Here is a 17,436-nt window from a genome sequence, read left to right as displayed (position 1 = left end):
AGCTTTGTCGATTTAAAGCGGATGGAGCTTGCCGTTGAGGTCCATCGACCACTTCGAGCCGTCGCCGAATGTCAGGACGCCGTTCATGGCGTCGATATGCGTCGGTTTGCCGACAGGCTCCTTCGGTGTTCCTCCGACAATACGGGCCATGTCGGAAGAGGACATTTCTTCGTTGCGATGCAACTCGTCGATCTTCAGTTCTTTCATGACGTGCTCCTTGGGATAGTGGCTTTGGGGGGCGAGCACGGTTGTGCGTGCTCGGATGACCGTCGTGCACAGGACGTGCCAGTCGCGGCTTTAGACCGCCAAACCGCTGATAACAAAGGAGATGCCCGCCATGAGGAGCACGCGGCAAGGAAGCCGGTTGGTGCAGCAAACCCGACAGTCGAATGGCCATGCTGTCTGTTGAACGGCAACAGTTTCTACGCCGACGCGGCTTCATTAAAGCGGTGAAGCCAAGCCTCCGGTCGGCGTTTCGAAGCGGATCGCTCGCCGCTCTGCTTGCAGCCCCTTCGCGATCCCCGTTTTGTCGGCTGCGGCGTCAGTCAAACGGGGAACCGGCGGTCCGCCGGTTCTCCGGTACGGCGTCGCCGTCAATGCATGGGCATGGTCTGCATGGCCGACTGATTGTCATTGAGCGCATTCGTTTGGGCCGCGTGCATGGCGGCGACTTTTCTTTCCGCTTCCTGAATGTCGGCGGGATAGTTGCTGTCATCGCCTCGGGACGGGTCATATCCGGCGGCTTCCAGCTCCACGAGTTCCTGGCGCACTTCGGCGCGCGTGAGCGGGTGCGTGCCGGGCGAGGGCGACGTTTGCGCGTAGACACCGTTTGATGTCAGCAGAAGGGCCGCGCTCACGGCGAGTGCCCCGGACAGGGCCCGCACAGCGAGCCGGTTAAGCGGGATCAGTCTCATGTCGATACTCCTTAATGTGCGAGCGCAAATGCTCGAACTCGACGTGAGTCGGCATCAGCACGCTCTGAACCGGTAAACCATCCGGATGGATTTTTTATTCCGGGTGGCGCGTTCATTGGAGGCGCGGGAATAACGACGTGAAATGCGCCGTCTTACAGTCGTGAAGACACGAATGGGGGTGATCAAATGGACATCATCGACATGGCCCGTCAATCGGGGATGGCGGTTATTCTCGACGCCAGGATAGGGCGGGAGGAGTACCACAGCGTTTGCGGTTCGCTGTCCGCGTTGCAGAAATTCGCCGATGCCGTTCGCCATACGACGGTGAACCCTAAAACGGGCGGCGACCGGCAGGAACGGCCCGCAGGTAGGGCCTGACATGACTCGAACACGTAACCGGGCTGGGCGGACGCCGTCCCCGGCTGACTTCTTGCGGGCCACCGGACGCGAGGCGAAATCGCTGCTCCGGCGGCCGCGGAGCCGGTCTGCGCACAATCTCCGGGAATCGACAGTGCATACGCTACTGCGCCGTTTTCAGTTCGTGTCCGGTGTGGTGCTGCTGATTTACCTTTTTCTGCATCTGGTCAATCACGCACTAGGGATCTGGTCGCTGGATCTTGCCGGGCGCGCTCTCGTATTGGCGCTGCGGCTATGGCGTAGCGTGCCTGGAACGGTGCTGCTCTATGGCGCGGCGTTACTGCATTTTTCACTGGCACTGCGAACCATCTACGGGCGCCGCTACTGGACGCTTCCGCTCACTGAATGGGTCCGGCTATGGGCGGGGTTGAGTCTGCCGCTGCTGCTGATCCGCCATGCCGTGTCCACCCGGCTTGCCTCGTCGCTCTACGGCTTTGAACCGAACTACGAGCGCATTGTGATATCGCTCATCACCAGCGGCACGCAGGGATTGCAGCTTGCATTGCTCGCGCCGGGCTGGTTGCACGGTTGCCTCGGGCTGTGGCTGCGTTTGCGTCATCATGCGATGGCGCGCCGCGCGAAGCCAGTTCTGGTCGCGCTGCTGGTTCTGTTGCCGGTGCTGTCCGCGGCGGGCTTTATCCGGATGAAGCAGGCAGTCGTGGCAATCAGTGCCGTGCCGTTGCGGCCCGATCCGAAACTGGTCGCGCATCAGGTGGCGCTCGACGTATGGCGCCACGATATCCTCATGCTGTATCTGTCGTTGCTGATGAGCGCGTTCGCCGCAGGTCAGATACGCAACTGGCTGGAGCGTCGGCGGATTAGGAAGGCAGCGGTCAACGTCTGATTCCCGGCCGGCGTGAAAGACTGTTGCCGCTACGACAATGCCGACTTGCAGTCAGTTAGCTGCGCGTTGGTGGCCGCGCCTGCCGGCGCGATTCGTCATAGAAGGATGCCGGCGGTACCTGGTTTGAGGGCAGCCGTCGGCAATTCAAAGCAAAACGTCGTGCCCGTTCCCGCCGTTTCGACCAGCCGTATCTGGCTATGGTGCAGTTGCAGCATGCGCTGGACGATCAGCAACCCGAGTCCGCCGCCGCGATGCGCGCCGCCGGCGCTGAATGGCCGTTCGAACAGACCGGCGCGTTGTTCGGGTGGAATGCCGGGCCCCGTGTCGCTGAGCGTGACCGACACCTTGCCGTCCTTGTGCGCGAGATCGATGTCGATCGATCCTCCCGCGGGTGTGTGGCGAATCGCGTTGTCGAGCAGGTTCGTCAGGACGCGCTCGATCATGCCCAGATCGGCGCAAACATTCGGCAGACGTGGCGGAATAGCCGCGCGCAACTGAATGTGCCGCGCCTCGGCCGGCAATTCGAACTTCTGAAAGACGTCCTGCACCAGATCCATCAGCGAGAATGGCTCGAGCGCCGGTTGCACGTTGCCTTGTTCGAGCCTCGCCAGTTCGAACAAGGCCTGCGCAAGCCGGCCCACCTTGACGCTTTGTGCGAGCGCGATTGCCAGATAGCGCTTGCGCTCCGTTTCGCCGAGCGTGTCGGTCTTCAGCGACAGTGTCTCGAGGTAGCCGTGCAGGGAGGTCAACGGCGTGCGCAGGTCGTGTGAAATATTGGCGATCAACTCGCGGCGCTGCTGATCCTGCCGGGTGAGCGCGCGCCATTGATCGCCGATGCGGTTCGCCATCTGCGCGAACGTGGCTTCGAGCACGGCGATTTCGTCGCGCCGTCCAGCCGACGAGCGCGGCACGCTCGGCTGAGTGTCGGGCTCGCCTTCCGCGTCGAAGCGGCGCATGGCGTCGGTCAGGCGGCGCAGCGGGCGCGTGATCAGGCCGAATGCGGTCAACCCGGCGAGCAATCCCAACAGGGCGACCAGCGCCATCGACCACAACGTCGTGCGCAACACGGAACTGGCCGCCACCTGCGCGGCGAGCGCGTCGTGTTCTTCGCCTAGCAGCACCACGTAGATATACCCGGACGGCGCCTGCCCGCTCAGTTGCAGCGGCGCGGCGCTGAACACCTTTTTACCGTCGACGCTGCGCGGGTCGTCGTCGAGAATCGGCAGCGCCTCGCCCGCGATGAAGCGCCGGACCGGCGCCAGATCCACCTGCGCGCGTTTCACGTGCCCGGCGGGCGCGTCGTCGCCTTTAATGCGCCCTTGATTGTCGAGCAGATACACCTCGACGCTCGGGTTCACCATCATCAGTTGCCCGAACAGTTGCCGGACCGCATCGGGCCGCAAGCCGTTGGCGTCCATCAGCGTGGTGCGGTGCGCGATATGGTCGGCGAGATTGCGCGACAGGCTCTGGATGACTTCCTTTTCGTGCAGATCGCTCGAACGGATTTGCAAAAAGGCGGACGCGCCGCAGCATGCCAGCAACAGCACGGAGAAAACGAGCGAAAGCCGCTGGGTCAGCGTCAGATTCACGATGCGTCCTTCTGCGCGCCGGCGGGCGCGGGTGTCTCGCCAGGCACGGCGAGCTTGTAGCCGCGCCCCCAGACGGTCAGGATGCGCTCGGGTTGAGCTGGATCGGCCTCGATCTTCGCGCGCAGCCGGTTGATATGGGTGTTGACGGTGTGCTCATACCCCTCGTGCTGGTAGCCCCAGACCGCATTGAGCAGGTCCATTCGCGAGAACACTTTGCCGGGATGCTGGGCGAAGTAATACAGCAGATCGAATTCGCGCGGCGTGAGTTCTATGGGCTTGCCGTCGACGGCCGCTTCGCGCGTCAGCGGATCGATCAGGAGCCCGGCGATCCGCAGGCTGCCGCCTTCGATCCGCGCATCTTTCGCGAGCGCGTCGACGCGGCGCAGCAGCGCTTTGACGCGCGCCACCAGTTCGAGCACGGAGAACGGCTTGGCGAGATAGTCGTCCGCGCCCAGTTCGAGGCCGAGAATCCGGTGCACTTCGCTCGAGCGCGCACTGGTGATGATGATCGGCGTGTAGCGCGTCATCGCGCGGGCGCGCCGGCAGATTTCCAGTCCGTCGACGCCGGGCAGCATCAGATCGAGAATCAGCGCATCCCAGCCGCCTTGTTCGAGCAGGCGCAGGCCTTCATTGCCGTCGGCGCTGTGTACGACCTCATAGCGCTCGTCACGCAAATGAAGACTCAGCACGTTGGCGATGTCGACGTCGTCTTCGACGATCAGGATGCGCTTCGGATTGTCCATGGTGGGTGTGGGCGACGGTTCAGGGCGCGGTTGAGGAGCAGGGCCGGGCACGGCCGCCGGGAAAGGCGGCCATTGCGCCATTGTGCAAAATTTCCGGCCTGCGAGTTATCACATTTAATTTAACTTTTCGTGAGGACTTCGACATCGGTGGCGCTCTAGCATGTGGGCACTTTCCGCAGTATCAGGCCCTGGATGAACTGTACGCCGGCTGCCGCTTCTGCCCGCGTGCCCACTTTAACTGACCTACACGAACGTTCGGAACCGACATGCTACTCATCGTTCTTGCCTATCTCGGCGGCGCTCTCACGATTCTCAGCCCGTGCATCCTGCCGGTGCTGCCGTTTGTTTTCGCGCGCGCCGATCAGCCGTTCGTGCGCAGCGGCTTGCCCTTGCTCGCCGGCATGGCACTGACGTTCGCCCTCGTCGCGACGCTTGCCGCGGTGGGCGGCGGCTGGGTCACGCAGGCCAACCAGTATGGCCGCTGGCTGGCAATCGCGCTGCTCGCGATCTTCGGTCTGACGTTGCTGTTCCCGCGCTTCGCCGATCATCTGATGCGGCCGCTCGTCAGCGCGGGCAATCGCCTGTCCAGTTTCGCGCAGGCCGATGGACAGCAGATTCGCGCCGGTTCGTCGTTTTTGCTGGGCGTCGCGACCGGTCTGCTGTGGGCGCCGTGCGCCGGTCCGATTCTCGGCCTCGTGCTGACCGGCGCGGCACTGCGCGGCGCGAGCGTCGGCACCACGTTGCTATTGGCTGCTTATGCGGCGGGCGCGGCGACGTCGCTGGCAGTGGCGCTCCTGATCGGCGGCAAGGTGTTCGCGGCAATGAAGCGGTCATTAGGTGCGGGCGAATGGATCCGCCGCGGGATCGGTGTCGCGATGCTGTCTGGCGTCGTCGCGATCGCGTTGGGTATCGACACCGGCGTGCTCGCCCGTGTCTCGACGCTCGCTACCGGCGGTCTCGAACAGAAACTCGTCGACAGGTTCTCGCCGAACGCGGCGCCGGGCAAGTCGCCCGTCGCCGGCAATCCGGCGGACGCATCCGGCGGCGCAATGAAGGGCGCCAACCCTGAGGCGCAGCGGGGCGCCAACGTCGAACCGGTCTCCGCCGCAACCTCCGGCGGCGCGATGATGCGCACCGCCGCCAATGCGGCGCCGCTGCCGGTGGAAGGCGTGTTGCCTCCACTGAACGGCGCGGTCCAATGGCTCAATTCGCCGCCGCTTACCCTGCAGGATTTGCGCGGCAAGGTCGTGCTGATCGATTTCTGGACTTACTCGTGCATCAATTGTCTGCGTTCGCTGCCGTATGTCAAAGCGTGGGCGCAGAAGTACAAGGATCAGGGGCTCGTCGTGATCGGTGTGCATGCGCCGGAATTCGCCTTCGAGCGTAATATCGACAACGTGAGGAAGGCGACGCATGACCTGGGCGTGGACTACCCGGTCGCGATCGACAACAACTATGCGATCTGGCGCGCGTTGAATAACCAGTACTGGCCCGCGCACTATTTCGTCGACGCGAAAGGGCAGATCCGCTATCACCACTTCGGCGAAGGCGACTATGCGGAGTCCGAGAAGGTGATTCAGCAACTGTTGGCCGAAGCGGGCCATGCAAACGCGTCGAACATGGCGATCGGCATTGCGGATGCCGGCGTCCAAGGCGTGCAGGCCGCAGCGGACAACGCCGATATGCAATCGCCGGAAACCTACGTCGGCTATCAGCGGGCGGAGAACTTCGCGTCGCCGGGCGGGGAAGTGGAGGACAAGGCGCACGCGTATGCAACGCCGTCGCAGCTCGCCGTCAACGACTGGGGTCTCGCCGGTTCATGGAATGTGGGTGCCGAGCACGCCACGCTCGTCGCCGCGTCGGGCCGTATCGTGTATCGCTTTCATGCTCGCGACCTGCACTTGGTGCTCGGTCCGGGTAAGGACGGCAAGCCCGTGCGGTTTCGCGTCAGTGTCGACGGTGGCGCGCCCGGCGCGTCGCACGGTACCGACGTCGCCGCCGACGGCAGCGGCAGCGTAACCGGGCAGCGTCTCTATCAACTGGTGCGGCAATCCGGCGAAGTCGCGGACCATACGTTCTCCATCGAGTTTCTCGACCCTGGTGTGCAGGCGTTTGCCTTCACGTTCGGGTAAGCCGGCGAGCGGCCTGACTCAACTTCAAGCTGATCTAAAGGAAAGACCATCATGTACACGATATTCACTAGAGCCGCGTCGCTGCGGAAGCGTTTTTCCGTCAGCCGACTCGCAGGTCTCGTCGTGGTTGTTTTGGGCGTCGTGGCCGCGCAGCACGTCGCACATTCGGCCGAAGCCGCGACGAAGATCCCCGCCCCCGTGCAGGACGAAAAAGCCGCCGCGACGCATAGCGAAACGGCAGTGTTGGCGGGCGGCTGCTTCTGGGGCGTGCAAGGTGTGTTCGAACACGTGCGCGGCGTGAAGCAGGTCGCCTCGGGTTATAGCGGCGGCGCGGCGTCCACGGCGCAATACGAAACCGTCAGCGAAGGCGATACGGGGCACGCCGAGTCCGTGCAGATCACTTACGATCCGACGCAGATCACGTACGGGCGGTTGCTGCAGATATTCTTCTCGGTCGCGCACAATCCCACCGAGTTGAACTATCAAGGCCCTGACCACGGGACTCAATATCGATCGGCGATTTTCCCTGTGAATGCAGCGCAGCGCGATATTGCGCAGTCGTATATCGCACAACTGGACAATGCACATGTGTTTTCGGCGCCGCTCGTAACTCGCGTGGAGAACTTCAAGGGCTTCTATCCGGCGGAAAGCTATCACCAGAACTTCCTCGCGCTGCATCCGGACCACCCGTACATCGCGATCAACGACCTGCCGAAGGTGGCTGACCTGAAACGGATGTTCCCGGATCTGTATCGCAACGATCCTGTATTGCTCGCTACGAAGGCTCCATAGCATCTATGGTCCAGCATGGACTGCTTAGTAAAACATCTGGTCGTTTTTGGGCTCGCAGCGGATGCGAGCCTTTTGTATTACTAATATAAAAATTTCACAAATATTGGATGACTGAAAAAGCGCGACAACAATCAACTGACGAATCAAATATTTACCTTTTCCGCAGCGCCGCGAGGCGGAGTTTTTGCATTCCCCTATGTTTGGAAAATCTCTCGCCGCATCCTCGCGAAGTTTCTTGCACATATCACTTATCGCCCCTGAACCCCGGCACGTTACGCGGATGAAACGTTTATAATTCGTCTGCCAAAAACTTCTGTAACTAATACCGGGCATGCGGTCGAGCACCGTTTTTCCTGTAACAGTTACGCCGATGGCAGCCGCGCACCTGTAAACCGCTTTTCCGGTAGCGAAGCGTGTTGGCGGACCGCGGCGCGCTTCAAATTCGACGCACCCTACCTCGCGCTGCAACTGGAGCGGGTGAGGCAGATTCGCGCCGATCATTCGTTCTTTGGGTTCCGAACCCGACTTGCAAGGCGAGGGCGTACCTCGATCGCTGTCGAGCCGACGGGTTCACATCAATAATGGACTGTCAACGGCGACCGAAAATAAGTCGGGTTGATTATTCGTCATCCTGATTTATGGGATTGCGCGTGCTGGTACGAACCTTGTTTGGCAAATACCAGGTGCGCCGGACTTTCAGGGCGAGCCTCGGTAGTCGGTAGATGTTCCAGTCGCGTCGGCGGCATGCATGAACCCCTCGTGGTGCTTTCCCTGTTGGGTGATCGGTGGGGCGTCTTTTACGACGGTCGGGAAGTCGACTGACTTTGTCACGCAATCGGTGCATGCGGTTTGATTTTGGTGCGCGCCGCGCTCGATCGACCGTGTCGAAGTTCCATATGGGGTAGTTGGTAGCGATGTATCGCAGGATTGCTATCGGCTAAATAGTAAGCATAACGTAATAAATAGATGTCGGCCGGAAACCTGGTGGCGGTGCCGATTGCTCCGCTGTTCAGCGGCAGTTTCCAGGCGAGCGGATGGCTGGCAGGTTCGCCATCGCATAGCGGCACATCAAGGCTTGAGCTTCATCAGCAATGAACGCGGTCATCGCGTTCTCAGGTTCACCTCTCTCTGTACTCAATAACGCCAAAGCGGGACGACTGATCGATCTTGCTGAATTCTCGGGGAAAACCTGCTTTTAGCGAACATACGGACAATGACGAGATACTTGAAACTATTTGGCGTTGCATCTGCAACAGTGTTGGCATCGTTTGCCGCGGAAAGCGCGCAGGCTCAGTCCACCATCACGGTCTCAGGACAGCAATACAAGTTGTGCGCACAGGAGAATGCCAACTGCTCGTTCCTCGGAACGGCCTCGGTGGTGTTCGGTGCGGTTCCGCCCAATGCACCGTCGGTGATGCTGAGCGCGCCGCGTACGTTCAGCAATGGCGTCGGCTGTTATGTCGGCGCAGTTTCGCAGACAGACCCGGCGTATGGCTACGGCAAGTCATGCTGGATCAAGGCGGCTGCTGCAACGCCGACGCCGACTCCGACGCCCACGCCGACCCCGACGCCGACGCCGACGCCCACCCCGACGCCGACGCCGACGCCCACCCCGACCCCGACCCCGACCCCGACCCCGACCCCGACCCCGACCCCGACCCCGACCCCGACCCCGACCCCGACGCCCACCCCGACCCCGACGCCCACTCCCGGCAGCTCGACCATGTCGTGCAGCACGCCGACCCAAACGGCCGGCGGCACCGCGAACGGCGTGATCAGCGCCGATACGCCGACCAGCGACGGCCTGCGTGTGTTCCAGAACAACGCCTCGTTCAAGCTGGCGATTACGACGAACGCCCCGAGCGCGGATACTGTCGTCTGGTCCGTAGCGGATTCGACTGGCGCGATCAAGACGCAGGGAAGTTTTGCAGTCAAGGCCGGCGTACAAACCGCGACGATTCCGTGTACGTCGACGTGGTCCGGCTACGGCGCGCTCACCGCGACCCTGCGCTCGAACGGCGGCACGCTGCCGAGAAGCGGCACGCGTCCGGTCGGCATCGCGACGTTCGGTGTGTTGCCGAATCTGAGTTCGGCACTGGGCACCGTGAACTATGCGCATCAGGATCAGCATCGCTTCGGCATGCAGGGCTTCAACGGCAACATCGCCGCGCTGCACGCGCTGGGCATCTCGTGGACGATCGACGACCGTCAGGTATCGGCCATGGAACCCAACGGCCCGAACACGTATACGCCGAACGTGAATGACCTCGATCCGTTCTACAAGGCCAATCCTGATCAGATGCGTATCGTGCGTCTGGACGGACTGCCGGCGTGGGACTCGAAGACCGGCCAGTTCAACGACAGCTACTATGCGCCGTCGAACATGCCTGAGTTCCAGACCTTCATGAGCAAGGTCGGTACGGACACGAGCCTGATTCGTGCTGCAAATTACCCGAACCAGCAGAAGAACTACTACCAGGTCACCTGGGAACCGAGCCTCGGCTGGGCGGATAGCGACGCGAACTTCGTCGCCATGTACAAGGCGGCCTATCAAGGCATTCACTCTACCGATCCGAACGCGGTGGTGATGGGCACCGGCAATCCTTTCGCCTCGAACTGCGACACCTGCACAACGGGTTATCTGCAGAAGTTCGGCGCACTTGGTTTGTGGAATTACATCGATGCAGTCGCAACGCATGGCTACTGGAATGCGGGTACCTACCCGTCCCATCCGCCTGAGTTGCAGGACTCGGATCCGGATCCGGCGAACCAGGCCAATGCGCTCGACAATCAGATGAAGCAACTGCGATCGGTCATGCAGGCAGGCAAGCCGAACATGAAGCTCTTCTTCACCGAAGCCGGCGTGAGCTACGATCCGGGCCTCAACTACGGTCCGAACGTGCCGTCGCAGAACCAGTTGTTCGCGCATGCGGCAGTTGGCGTGCGGGCGCACATCATCGTGCTTGGCGGCGGTGCGCAGGTGACGACGCTGTTCTACGGTCCTGACTATCCAGGCGAAGTCGGCTACGGATCGTTCTTCGATCTGAACGACGCACAAGGCGCCTTCGGTGCGACGAACCTTTCGCCGAAGCCTGAAGCGATGGCCTTCGCAACGATGACGCGGGTTCTCGACGGCACGAATACGCTGGGCCGCATCAAGAGCGCACCGTCAGGAGTCTTTGCATATGCGTTCCAGCAACTGGGGAACGGCAAGGTCGTGACGGCGGCGTGGACGCACAGCAACGCGCAGTGGCCGGCGAGCAACGGTGCGTATAGCCAGACGTATTCGACCGGCTATTCGCTCCAGGTCGACAATGCCGGCACGTCGGGCAATGTGACCAAGATCGACGGTTACGGCAATGTCAGCACGGTTGCCTACACCAACGGCCAGGTCGCGCTCACGCTCACCGAAGTGCCGCAGTACATCGTGTCGAACAACGCGACGGTCGCCAAGGCCAACGCCACTGTTCCGCTCGGATACACGGGCCAGTAAATGGCGCGATAAGCAGTCCGGTAGCAGTTCAATAAGCGCAGAAAACGATCGACGCGCCGCTGATGTGAATGGCGGCGCGTCGATTGCGCATTTGCAATGCAGAAACACCCGGTGTCGCGCTGACGCATTTGCTCAAGCCGATCACATCCGATCGTACTCCCTCCAGCTTCGCGAGCGGCGCTTATTGCTGCGCGTTCAGAACTTCGACACCCTTATCCGTAAAGAACGCAAGCCCTGCGCCGAGCATGGCGTACTGGCTCCTGATCACCGGCATATCGTGCGGAGCCGCTTCACGTAGCGCCGCAAGATAGTTGGGCGTGAATATGCGATGCCAGTTGGCGGCAAGCTGATTCGCCGAACCTATCGTCTCGTGATGCGAGGCACCCCAATTCACCCGCAGCGGAAAGTGAACGAAACGCGCGGCCTGCTTCGGGTCGCCCTTCAGCGCGGCGAAATAAAAGCCCTGGGCCCGCGCCTCGAATGCTTGGTCGGATTCGTCGGTGATCATGCCGTACAGGTGTTCCGCATTCGCATCCGCGGACGACATGGTTTCGAGGGATAGCCTGACCGGCCAAGTCTTTACGCCGCCGCGCCAGGTGCCGGCGAGGCCCACGCTATTGGCAAAATCCAGCGGCTGGTCGCCGTTCGATCCATTGCCCACGAAGTGCAGATCGAACGCCCCATTCGCTTCCTGCAATGTCAGTTGGGCGCCGGATTGTCAGCCGGTCAGTGCAATGTCCTTCAGGTAGCGGTAGTAGAAGTAATGTCCTTTGCCGAGGTTTTTTCCTCGCAGAACAAGCGTCATGCCGATCTTCGCTTCGCCCACCGTGCCGGCGTACTCCACTCTGGTTGCGTGTTCAGCGTCCGCGAAGGCGGGGTGATTCAGGCCTGTCGAAATCGTCAAGAGGGTGGCAACGGTTGCGATCGTGCGTCGCCGCGTCAGGCCACGAAGGCGCAATCGAAGTGTGTTCATGCAACGTCCTGTTAGCGGGAGTCACGAGGCTAGCATGAACGGCAGCGCTGAAGGATCGCCTCGGTGCGGGCCACCGCGCTCCTGCTCGCCCAAAGCAGGTCAGAAGCAAGGTCAGAAGCGGGCCAAAAGCCGGCCAAAAGCCGGCCTGCACGATCAACGCGGCTACGCGACGCTCGCCATCGCCTCGCGGATGAACGCGAGCACAGACTCATCCGCCTCTCGTCGGGCGACAGATACTTTTCGTAGATCAGCAGTTTTGTTTCGCTGAAGGCGGTCAACACATAGTCGCGCGACTGAGTCGAAACCTCGCAAGTTCTCCCACTTTCAACAGCATTCGAGCCTCCGGTCAGTGTGCGGGTTGGAGCGTAGAACCTTACGCGACGTGAGGGTCAAGGGGGACAAAGGGAACAAAGGCCGGCTCCGGGCGACCCGCGAAACCCGGGGCATGGCATATTGGTGGCCATAGTCATCAACAGGAGCTCGCCATGCGCATCCAGACGTCTTTCCTCTTCGATCTCGACGGCACCCTGGTCGACAGCGTCTACCAGCACGTTCTAGCCTGGAAAGAAGCGCTCGACAGCGAGGGGATTCCCTTGTCGGTATGGCGGATTCACCGCAAGATCGGCATGAGCGGCGGGCTTTTCACCCATCAGCTTCTGCGGGAAACGCACGGCGAAATCAGTGCCGAGCGGGTCGAGCGCCTGCGTCAGGCCCACGCCGCGGCCTATCAGCGACTGCGCGCGCAGGTGTGCCCGCTGCCGGGCGCCCGGGCCTTGCTCGACGCGCTGACGCAAGCCGGAACGCCGTGGGCGGTGGCGACCAGCGGCCGCATGGAAACGGCGGCGCTCAATCTGGCGGCGCTAGGTATGGATCCCGCGAAGGCGGTCGTCGTCACGCGCGACGACGTCAAATATGCAAAACCGGATCCGGATCTGTTCATCGCCGCAGCCGAACGGCTCGGCGTGCCGGTCGAAAATACGGTGGTGGTCGGCGACAGCATCTGGGACATGCTCGCGGCGCGACGCTGTCGCGCGCTGGGCGTGGGTTTGCTGTCGGGCGGATACGGCACGGAAGAGCTCGAACGCGCCGGCGCGCTGCGGGTCTACGACGACCCCGCCGATCTGCTGGAGCATCTGGACGAGGTTGCGTCGCGGCCCTAAGGGCCGGCTCCATCTCGCGGATTTTCCCGTCACGCTTTAGCGCTGTCGTTGATACTATATAGTTCAGGGGAATACCGAGTTGGGAACCAGCGTGAGAGAATCCGCCCTATGAGCGGGTAAGCGGCACGCGGATGTGTTCCTTGCACGAACACACGGAAAAGCCTGATGCGGCAAAGCGGGGGCGGGCAGGCAATGGCCGGGGCGTCGGCGGCCTCTCGTATCAGGGGGCGCCACCCCGCGGCAGGGCTTACGGACTCGCCTGTTCTTCCGGCTGGTGGCCTGCTGCGGCCAACCTCCGGCGGCGGTGCGACCAACCACGTGAATATATGAACAACTTTATCCGACCACCTGTTCTGTACCCGTCATCGGTTGTTTTCGTGGATGACAACGACGGCTACCTGGACGCCCTGCGGCGTTTCTTTCCGGATGCCGCGACCAATCTGTTCTTCACGCGGCCTCAAACCGCGCTGGCCTTCATCCGTCAGCATGCTCGCGAGAATTCACTGGAGTTTGCCCCGGCGTCGGCCTGCGTGAGCGAGACGGGCTTCGAGCGCTACGTGGAAAGCTCGGCGGAGCGGGATATTCTGGCCCGCGGTTCCCGCTTCGCGGAAGTGGCGGCGGTAGTGGTGGATTTCGACATGCCGGGCATGAGCGGCGTCGAGTTCCTCTCCTCCATCTCCAATCTGCGCTGCGCGAAAGTGCTGTTGACCGGCGTGGCGGACGAGACCGTCGCGGTCAAAGCGTTCAATGCCGGGATCGTCGATCTATACCTGAGAAAAACGGATATCGATTCCGCAAACCGGCTGGCCCATTTCCTGAAAGATGCCAAAAACAGGCATTGCTCGGAAGGCGGCTGGCTGGCGTTGGGCGATAGCGGCACGGTGTATTGCGATCCGAGAACGCGCAAGGTCATCGACGAGCTGGTGGCCGCGCACGGTATCGTCGAATACTACTGGCGCCCGGAACAGGACGCCATTCTGATGTTCGACCGTGCCGGAAACCCGAGCGTTTTCGTTGCCTGGGCCGAGAACGACTGGATCTCCCAAGGCGAAATCGTCGCGGACGAGGACGGCCCGGCCGACCTGTTGAAGCAGATGGCGGTGCGCGAGGTGATGCCGGTATTCTGGCCGAATCTGGCCTACCGCTCCGGCATGAACTTCAGGACGCTGACGCCGCAGACCATTCCGGGCTGGGAAGACGTGTTCTATAGCTGGACCCCGATCGATGCCGCCGAAGTGGGCATGGACCTCGTAACATTCGCGCAATGGCGCAATGAGCGGAATCGCTAAAGCTGGCCGATACGTTGAGCCACATGTACGCTATTCCGACTGCCTTCGTGTCCGCGATGTTCGTAGTGTTCGGCCTGTACGTACTGATCACGCAAGGGGCGACGCGGCTATTCACGCCATTCATCCTGATGTGCGCGGCAACCTTCGCCTGGCAAGGCACATGGACGCTGCTGTTCCAGACCGACAACCCGCAGACCGCGGAACTGCTGGTCAGATGCGGCTATCTGTTCATTCTCTTTCTGCCGACGACCTTCTATCACTTCGTCACGGAGGTGGCGGCGCAGCGCCGTGAGCGGCCGTTGCTGATCGCGTCGTACGGTCTGTGCTTTGTTCTTGCGATATTGCTTCCCGGCAACGAAGTGGTGGCCGGCTATCGGCACTTCTTCTTCGGCTACTATCCCGTGGCCGGGCCGCTGCATCCCTTGCATGTGGTGCAGACCGTGTTGCTGGCCGGGCGCAGCGCGCAGCTTCTGCTCGCCGCGCGCCGCAACGCGGAGGGGCACGCGCGCAGACGCCTCGATCTGTGTCTGGCGAGCCTTTGCCTGTATTCGTTCGCGGCGGCGGACTACGCGGTCAACTACGGTGCCCGGTTCTATCCGCCGGGCGTCCTGTTCATCGGCCTGAGTCTCGCGCTTCTGGCGATCACCATCGTCCGCTATCACCTGATTCACCCGTACGCCGTCGCGGCGACCATCGCGCACGAGATATCGACGCCGCTCGCGACCATCGGTATGCACGCCGACGAAATCGCCAGCGTCTGGGACCACGTGTTCAAAGGGTACCGGATGGCCGTCACGCATGGGATTTACGACGATCACGACGATTCCGGCCAATCCGAACGCATCAGCCAACTGGCGAGCGCGATCCGGCGCGAAGTTTCCGGCACCAGCGCGATGGTCGAGATGGCGCTCGCGTCTTTCACGCTCGACCGTCTGGACCGCAGCCGCTTCAGCCGCCATTCCGTGCGGCAATGCGTGGCGTCGGCGCTGGAGCGATATCCGTTCAATAGCGACGAGCGGGCGCGCGTCACGGTGATGCCCATCGACCCCGCCCTGGCCTTTTCAGGTTCGGACACGGTGGTGGTCTTCGTGCTGTTCAACCTGCTGAAAAACGCACTGCATGCGATCAGCGTGGGCGGCGATGGTCAGATCACGATCAGTGCCGTGCAGGACCGGGACTTTTGCGTGCTGCAATTCCGTGACACCGGGCCGGGTATCGCGCGCGACGTGCTGCCTTACATCTTCGACGCCTTCTTCACGACCAAGCGGCACGGCAGCGGCGCGGGCATGGGGCTCGCGTTTTGCCGTCGCGCCACGGAACTTCTGGGCGGGAGTATCGATTGCAGTTCGATACAAGGCGCGCACACGACCTTCACCGTACGGTTGCCGGTGCCCGACTCACCGGCCGACCGCGCACTGCGCAAGACGCCGGCCCGTGCGCCGCATTAGCGTCGGCGCTCACCGCCAGCAGGCGCCGGCACCGCATGGGCGGACAGAAAACGGCACACCTCGCCGTGCAAGCTCCGCACGCCGGGGCTCGATTCCATAGCGCGCCAGCATCCATGCACGAGGCCGGCGCCGATCCACAACTGCGCTTCTCCGCCGGCTGCGCTGATACGCCCGGCAAAGACGCGCGCGTCGTCTCGCAACGGATCATGCTCGGCCGCGATTGCCAGGGTCGGCGGCAAGCCGTCGAAGCGCGTCGCCTCCAGCGGGATCGTCCATGCAGGGTAGGGCCGGTGTGCGCCCCAATATTGATCGCGGAATGCATGAATATCCGCCAGCTTGAGCATGGGGGCGTGCGCTTCGGTTTCGCGCGCGGGCGGCTGAGGCTCGGTGCCGAGCATCGGATAGACCAGCGCGAGCCCGCGCACGCCTTGAATGCCGTCGTCGCGCAGGCGCATCGCCACACTGGCCGCGAGCGTGGCGCCGGCGCTGTCGCCGGCCAGTTGCAGCGTGGCGCCGGCCCGCAAATCGAACGGCAAGCGGCTCTTCAGCGCGGCGAGCGTGACTGCCAGGCAATCGTCGTGCGCGGCTGGGGCGCGGTGTTCGGGCGCGAGCCGGTAGTCGACCGCGATCACGTCGAGTCCGGTGTCCGCGGCAATGCGCGCGGTTACGATCTGATGGCTATCCAACGAGCCGAGCACGAAACCGCCGCCGTGAAAGTACAGCACGGTGCCACGCGTCGCTTCGTGAGCGCATGCACGGTTGCGGTACAGCCGTAGCGCGATCGCATGGCCGGCGCCGGATTGGAACGCCGCGTCCTGTGTCGTGACGTCTTGGGGCAGCGCGGGCGTGAACGCCGCCGCGTACCGTTCGTAAATCTCGCGCTGTTCGGGTGGTGACAGCGAAGCCGAATGCCCCGGATAAATCGCGGCGGTTCTTTCGATGAACGCGGCAATTTCCGGCTCAAGCATGCTCGGGCCCACCCGGCTTTGTTCCGGCGGGCAAGCCGATCACGCGGCCGGCAAATCTGGCCGGTGGCAGGGCGGCATGCGCGTCGGCCAATGCCTGCACGTGCGCGGCGACATCCGGATCGAACGCGGCGGCGCGCGGGCCGCCGGTATCCACATGCAGCAGCATCTGCTCGCCTGCGGCCACCGGCTCTCCGCTGTCGCCGGCAAACATCTCGAGGTATAGATGCAGCCGCTTTGCATCGTGCCCGAGCAAGCGCATGTCGACGCGCACCTGCGCGCCATCCTTGATTTCATGCAGATAGTTGACGTGCGCTTCGAGCGTGTAGATAGAGCGCTGGCGTTCTTTGCGTACTGCGTCCGGCAAACCGATCAGGTCGATCAGCGCGTCGGTCGCGAAGCTGAAGATCAGCATATAGAACGCGTCGCGCAAGTGGCCGTTGTAATCGACCCATTCGGCCCGCACCGTATCGCGATAGCAAGGCAGGGCAGCAGGTTGCGGCATCGGCAATCCTCTCGAACATTCGTATCAAAGGCGTTCGCCGGCGGCGAATGTGCCGCCAGCGCTTCGGCGCAGTAGCGTGTCTTACAGCTCACAGCTCACAGCTCACAGCTCACAGCTCACAGCTCACAGCTCACAGCTCACAACTCACAGCTCACAGCTCACAGCTCACAGC

17 protein-coding genes are annotated in these 17,436 nt (G+C 62.5%); 8 read left to right on the top strand and 9 right to left on the bottom strand.

Going from position 1 to position 17,436, the window contains the following annotated elements; all coding sequences use genetic code 11:
• Positions 1 to 12 precede the first annotated feature (12 nt).
• Together CJU94_RS25220 and CJU94_RS25215 are read right to left on the bottom strand one after the other, a co-directional pair.
• On the bottom strand, positions 13 to 207 hold the full coding sequence (locus CJU94_RS25220) for a hypothetical protein (protein WP_095421372.1): 195 nt from the start codon (positions 205 to 207) through the stop codon (positions 13 to 15).
• A 386-nt stretch (positions 208 to 593) separates the two neighbouring features.
• Positions 594 to 914 (bottom strand): DUF4148 domain-containing protein, encoded by a 321-nt coding sequence (locus CJU94_RS25215; protein ID WP_095421371.1) that lies wholly within the window; start codon positions 912 to 914, stop codon positions 594 to 596.
• Between the two features lie 186 nt (positions 915 to 1,100).
• Here CJU94_RS25215 and CJU94_RS25210 point away from each other — a divergent pair, with 186 nt between their 5' ends.
• Positions 1,101 to 1,292: a hypothetical protein gene (locus CJU94_RS25210; RefSeq protein ID WP_095421370.1), complete on the top strand. Its 192-nt coding sequence runs from the start codon at positions 1,101 to 1,103 to the stop codon at positions 1,290 to 1,292.
• Between the two features lie 133 nt (positions 1,293 to 1,425).
• Positions 1,426 to 2,175 (top strand): hypothetical protein, encoded by a 750-nt coding sequence (locus tag CJU94_RS25205; RefSeq protein WP_095421369.1) that lies wholly within the window; start codon positions 1,426 to 1,428, stop codon positions 2,173 to 2,175.
• A 95-nt stretch (positions 2,176 to 2,270) separates the two neighbouring features.
• Here CJU94_RS25205 and CJU94_RS25200 read toward each other — a convergent pair whose 3' ends face one another.
• Positions 2,271 to 3,764 (bottom strand): sensor histidine kinase, encoded by a 1,494-nt coding sequence (locus CJU94_RS25200; protein ID WP_095421368.1) that lies wholly within the window; start codon positions 3,762 to 3,764, stop codon positions 2,271 to 2,273.
• The gene (locus tag CJU94_RS25195; protein ID WP_095421367.1) at positions 3,761 to 4,507 is read right to left on the bottom strand and encodes a response regulator transcription factor; all 747 of its coding nucleotides are present in this window, start codon (positions 4,505 to 4,507) and stop codon (positions 3,761 to 3,763) included. Before CJU94_RS25195 ends, CJU94_RS25200 begins: the two co-directional genes overlap by 4 nt.
• Before the next feature lie 266 nt (positions 4,508 to 4,773).
• Between CJU94_RS25195 and CJU94_RS25190 the strand changes: the two genes are divergently transcribed.
• Positions 4,774 to 6,639, top strand: a complete 1,866-nt coding sequence (locus CJU94_RS25190) for a cytochrome c biogenesis protein DipZ (RefSeq protein ID WP_095421366.1) — start codon at positions 4,774 to 4,776, stop codon at positions 6,637 to 6,639.
• A 51-nt stretch (positions 6,640 to 6,690) separates the two neighbouring features.
• Positions 6,691 to 7,431: a peptide-methionine (S)-S-oxide reductase MsrA gene (gene msrA, locus CJU94_RS25185; protein ID WP_095421365.1), complete on the top strand. Its 741-nt coding sequence runs from the start codon at positions 6,691 to 6,693 to the stop codon at positions 7,429 to 7,431.
• A gap of 24 nt (positions 7,432 to 7,455) precedes the next feature.
• Here the strand turns inward: msrA and CJU94_RS40975 are convergent, their stop codons facing one another.
• Positions 7,456 to 7,932, bottom strand: a complete 477-nt coding sequence (locus CJU94_RS40975; RefSeq protein WP_157763806.1) for a hypothetical protein — start codon at positions 7,930 to 7,932, stop codon at positions 7,456 to 7,458.
• Positions 7,933 to 8,644: 712 nt separating this feature from the next.
• On the opposite strand from CJU94_RS40975, the gene CJU94_RS25175 reads away from it, so the two are divergent.
• On the top strand, positions 8,645 to 10,924 hold the full coding sequence (locus CJU94_RS25175) for a hypothetical protein (protein ID WP_208645407.1): 2,280 nt from the start codon (positions 8,645 to 8,647) through the stop codon (positions 10,922 to 10,924).
• A 181-nt stretch (positions 10,925 to 11,105) separates the two neighbouring features.
• Here the strand turns inward: CJU94_RS25175 and CJU94_RS25170 are convergent, their stop codons facing one another.
• Both CJU94_RS25170 and CJU94_RS41880 read right to left on the bottom strand, forming a co-directional pair.
• Positions 11,106 to 11,621: a hypothetical protein gene (locus CJU94_RS25170; RefSeq protein ID WP_244221072.1), complete on the bottom strand. Its 516-nt coding sequence runs from the start codon at positions 11,619 to 11,621 to the stop codon at positions 11,106 to 11,108.
• 21 nt (positions 11,622 to 11,642) lie between these two features.
• A complete protein-coding gene (locus CJU94_RS41880) occupies positions 11,643 to 11,897 on the bottom strand; it encodes a hypothetical protein (protein ID WP_244221071.1) in 255 nt (84 codons plus the stop codon).
• Positions 11,898 to 12,382: 485 nt separating this feature from the next.
• Here CJU94_RS41880 and CJU94_RS25165 point away from each other — a divergent pair, with 485 nt between their 5' ends.
• From CJU94_RS25165 to CJU94_RS25155, 3 genes are all read left to right on the top strand, one after another.
• A complete protein-coding gene (locus CJU94_RS25165; RefSeq protein ID WP_095421364.1) occupies positions 12,383 to 13,057 on the top strand; it encodes an HAD family hydrolase in 675 nt (224 codons plus the stop codon).
• Positions 13,058 to 13,383: 326 nt separating this feature from the next.
• Complete coding sequence (locus CJU94_RS25160) at positions 13,384 to 14,346, top strand: response regulator (RefSeq protein ID WP_095421363.1); 963 nt, start codon at positions 13,384 to 13,386, stop codon at positions 14,344 to 14,346.
• A 23-nt stretch (positions 14,347 to 14,369) separates the two neighbouring features.
• Positions 14,370 to 15,794 (top strand): sensor histidine kinase, encoded by a 1,425-nt coding sequence (locus CJU94_RS25155; protein ID WP_095421362.1) that lies wholly within the window; start codon positions 14,370 to 14,372, stop codon positions 15,792 to 15,794.
• Here CJU94_RS25155 and CJU94_RS25150 read toward each other — a convergent pair.
• Both CJU94_RS25150 and CJU94_RS25145 read right to left on the bottom strand, forming a co-directional pair.
• Positions 15,791 to 16,762: an alpha/beta hydrolase gene (locus CJU94_RS25150; RefSeq protein WP_095421361.1), complete on the bottom strand. Its 972-nt coding sequence runs from the start codon at positions 16,760 to 16,762 to the stop codon at positions 15,791 to 15,793. The genes CJU94_RS25155 and CJU94_RS25150 overlap by 4 nt on opposite strands.
• Positions 16,755 to 17,264, bottom strand: a complete 510-nt coding sequence (locus CJU94_RS25145) for a thioesterase family protein (RefSeq protein ID WP_095421360.1) — start codon at positions 17,262 to 17,264, stop codon at positions 16,755 to 16,757. The genes CJU94_RS25150 and CJU94_RS25145 overlap by 8 nt, the downstream gene beginning before the upstream one ends.
• Positions 17,265 to 17,436 lie beyond the last annotated feature (172 nt).

The sequence above is a fragment of the Paraburkholderia aromaticivorans genome, from assembly GCF_002278075.1.
Taxonomy (GTDB): Bacteria; Pseudomonadota; Gammaproteobacteria; order Burkholderiales; family Burkholderiaceae; genus Paraburkholderia; species Paraburkholderia aromaticivorans.
The sequence above is the reverse complement of the archived record's forward strand: the minus strand, read 5'-3'. Positions and strand labels throughout refer to the sequence as shown.

Bases quoted from the DNA above. Each gene is read 5' to 3' on its own strand.
- CJU94_RS40975 (WP_157763806.1), bottom strand. From the start codon at position 7,932: ATGATCGGCGCGAATCTGCCTCACCCGCTCCAGTTGCAGCGCGAGGTA.
- CJU94_RS25160 (WP_095421363.1), top strand. From the start codon at position 13,384: ATGAACAACTTTATCCGACCACCTGTTCTGTACCCGTCATCGGTTGTT.
- CJU94_RS25190 (WP_095421366.1), top strand. From the start codon at position 4,774: ATGCTACTCATCGTTCTTGCCTATCTCGGCGGCGCTCTCACGATTCTC.
- CJU94_RS25150 (WP_095421361.1), bottom strand. From the start codon at position 16,762: ATGCTTGAGCCGGAAATTGCCGCGTTCATCGAAAGAACCGCCGCGATT.
- CJU94_RS25195 (WP_095421367.1), bottom strand. From the start codon at position 4,507: ATGGACAATCCGAAGCGCATCCTGATCGTCGAAGACGACGTCGACATC.
- CJU94_RS41880 (WP_244221071.1), bottom strand. From the start codon at position 11,897: ATGAACACACTTCGATTGCGCCTTCGTGGCCTGACGCGGCGACGCACG.
- msrA (WP_095421365.1), top strand. From the start codon at position 6,691: ATGTACACGATATTCACTAGAGCCGCGTCGCTGCGGAAGCGTTTTTCC.
- CJU94_RS25210 (WP_095421370.1), top strand. From the start codon at position 1,101: ATGGACATCATCGACATGGCCCGTCAATCGGGGATGGCGGTTATTCTC.
- CJU94_RS25215 (WP_095421371.1), bottom strand. From the start codon at position 914: ATGAGACTGATCCCGCTTAACCGGCTCGCTGTGCGGGCCCTGTCCGGG.
- CJU94_RS25175 (WP_208645407.1), top strand. From the start codon at position 8,645: ATGACGAGATACTTGAAACTATTTGGCGTTGCATCTGCAACAGTGTTG.
- CJU94_RS25155 (WP_095421362.1), top strand. From the start codon at position 14,370: ATGTACGCTATTCCGACTGCCTTCGTGTCCGCGATGTTCGTAGTGTTC.
- CJU94_RS25145 (WP_095421360.1), bottom strand. From the start codon at position 17,264: ATGCCGCAACCTGCTGCCCTGCCTTGCTATCGCGATACGGTGCGGGCC.
- CJU94_RS25165 (WP_095421364.1), top strand. From the start codon at position 12,383: ATGCGCATCCAGACGTCTTTCCTCTTCGATCTCGACGGCACCCTGGTC.
- CJU94_RS25220 (WP_095421372.1), bottom strand. From the start codon at position 207: ATGAAAGAACTGAAGATCGACGAGTTGCATCGCAACGAAGAAATGTCC.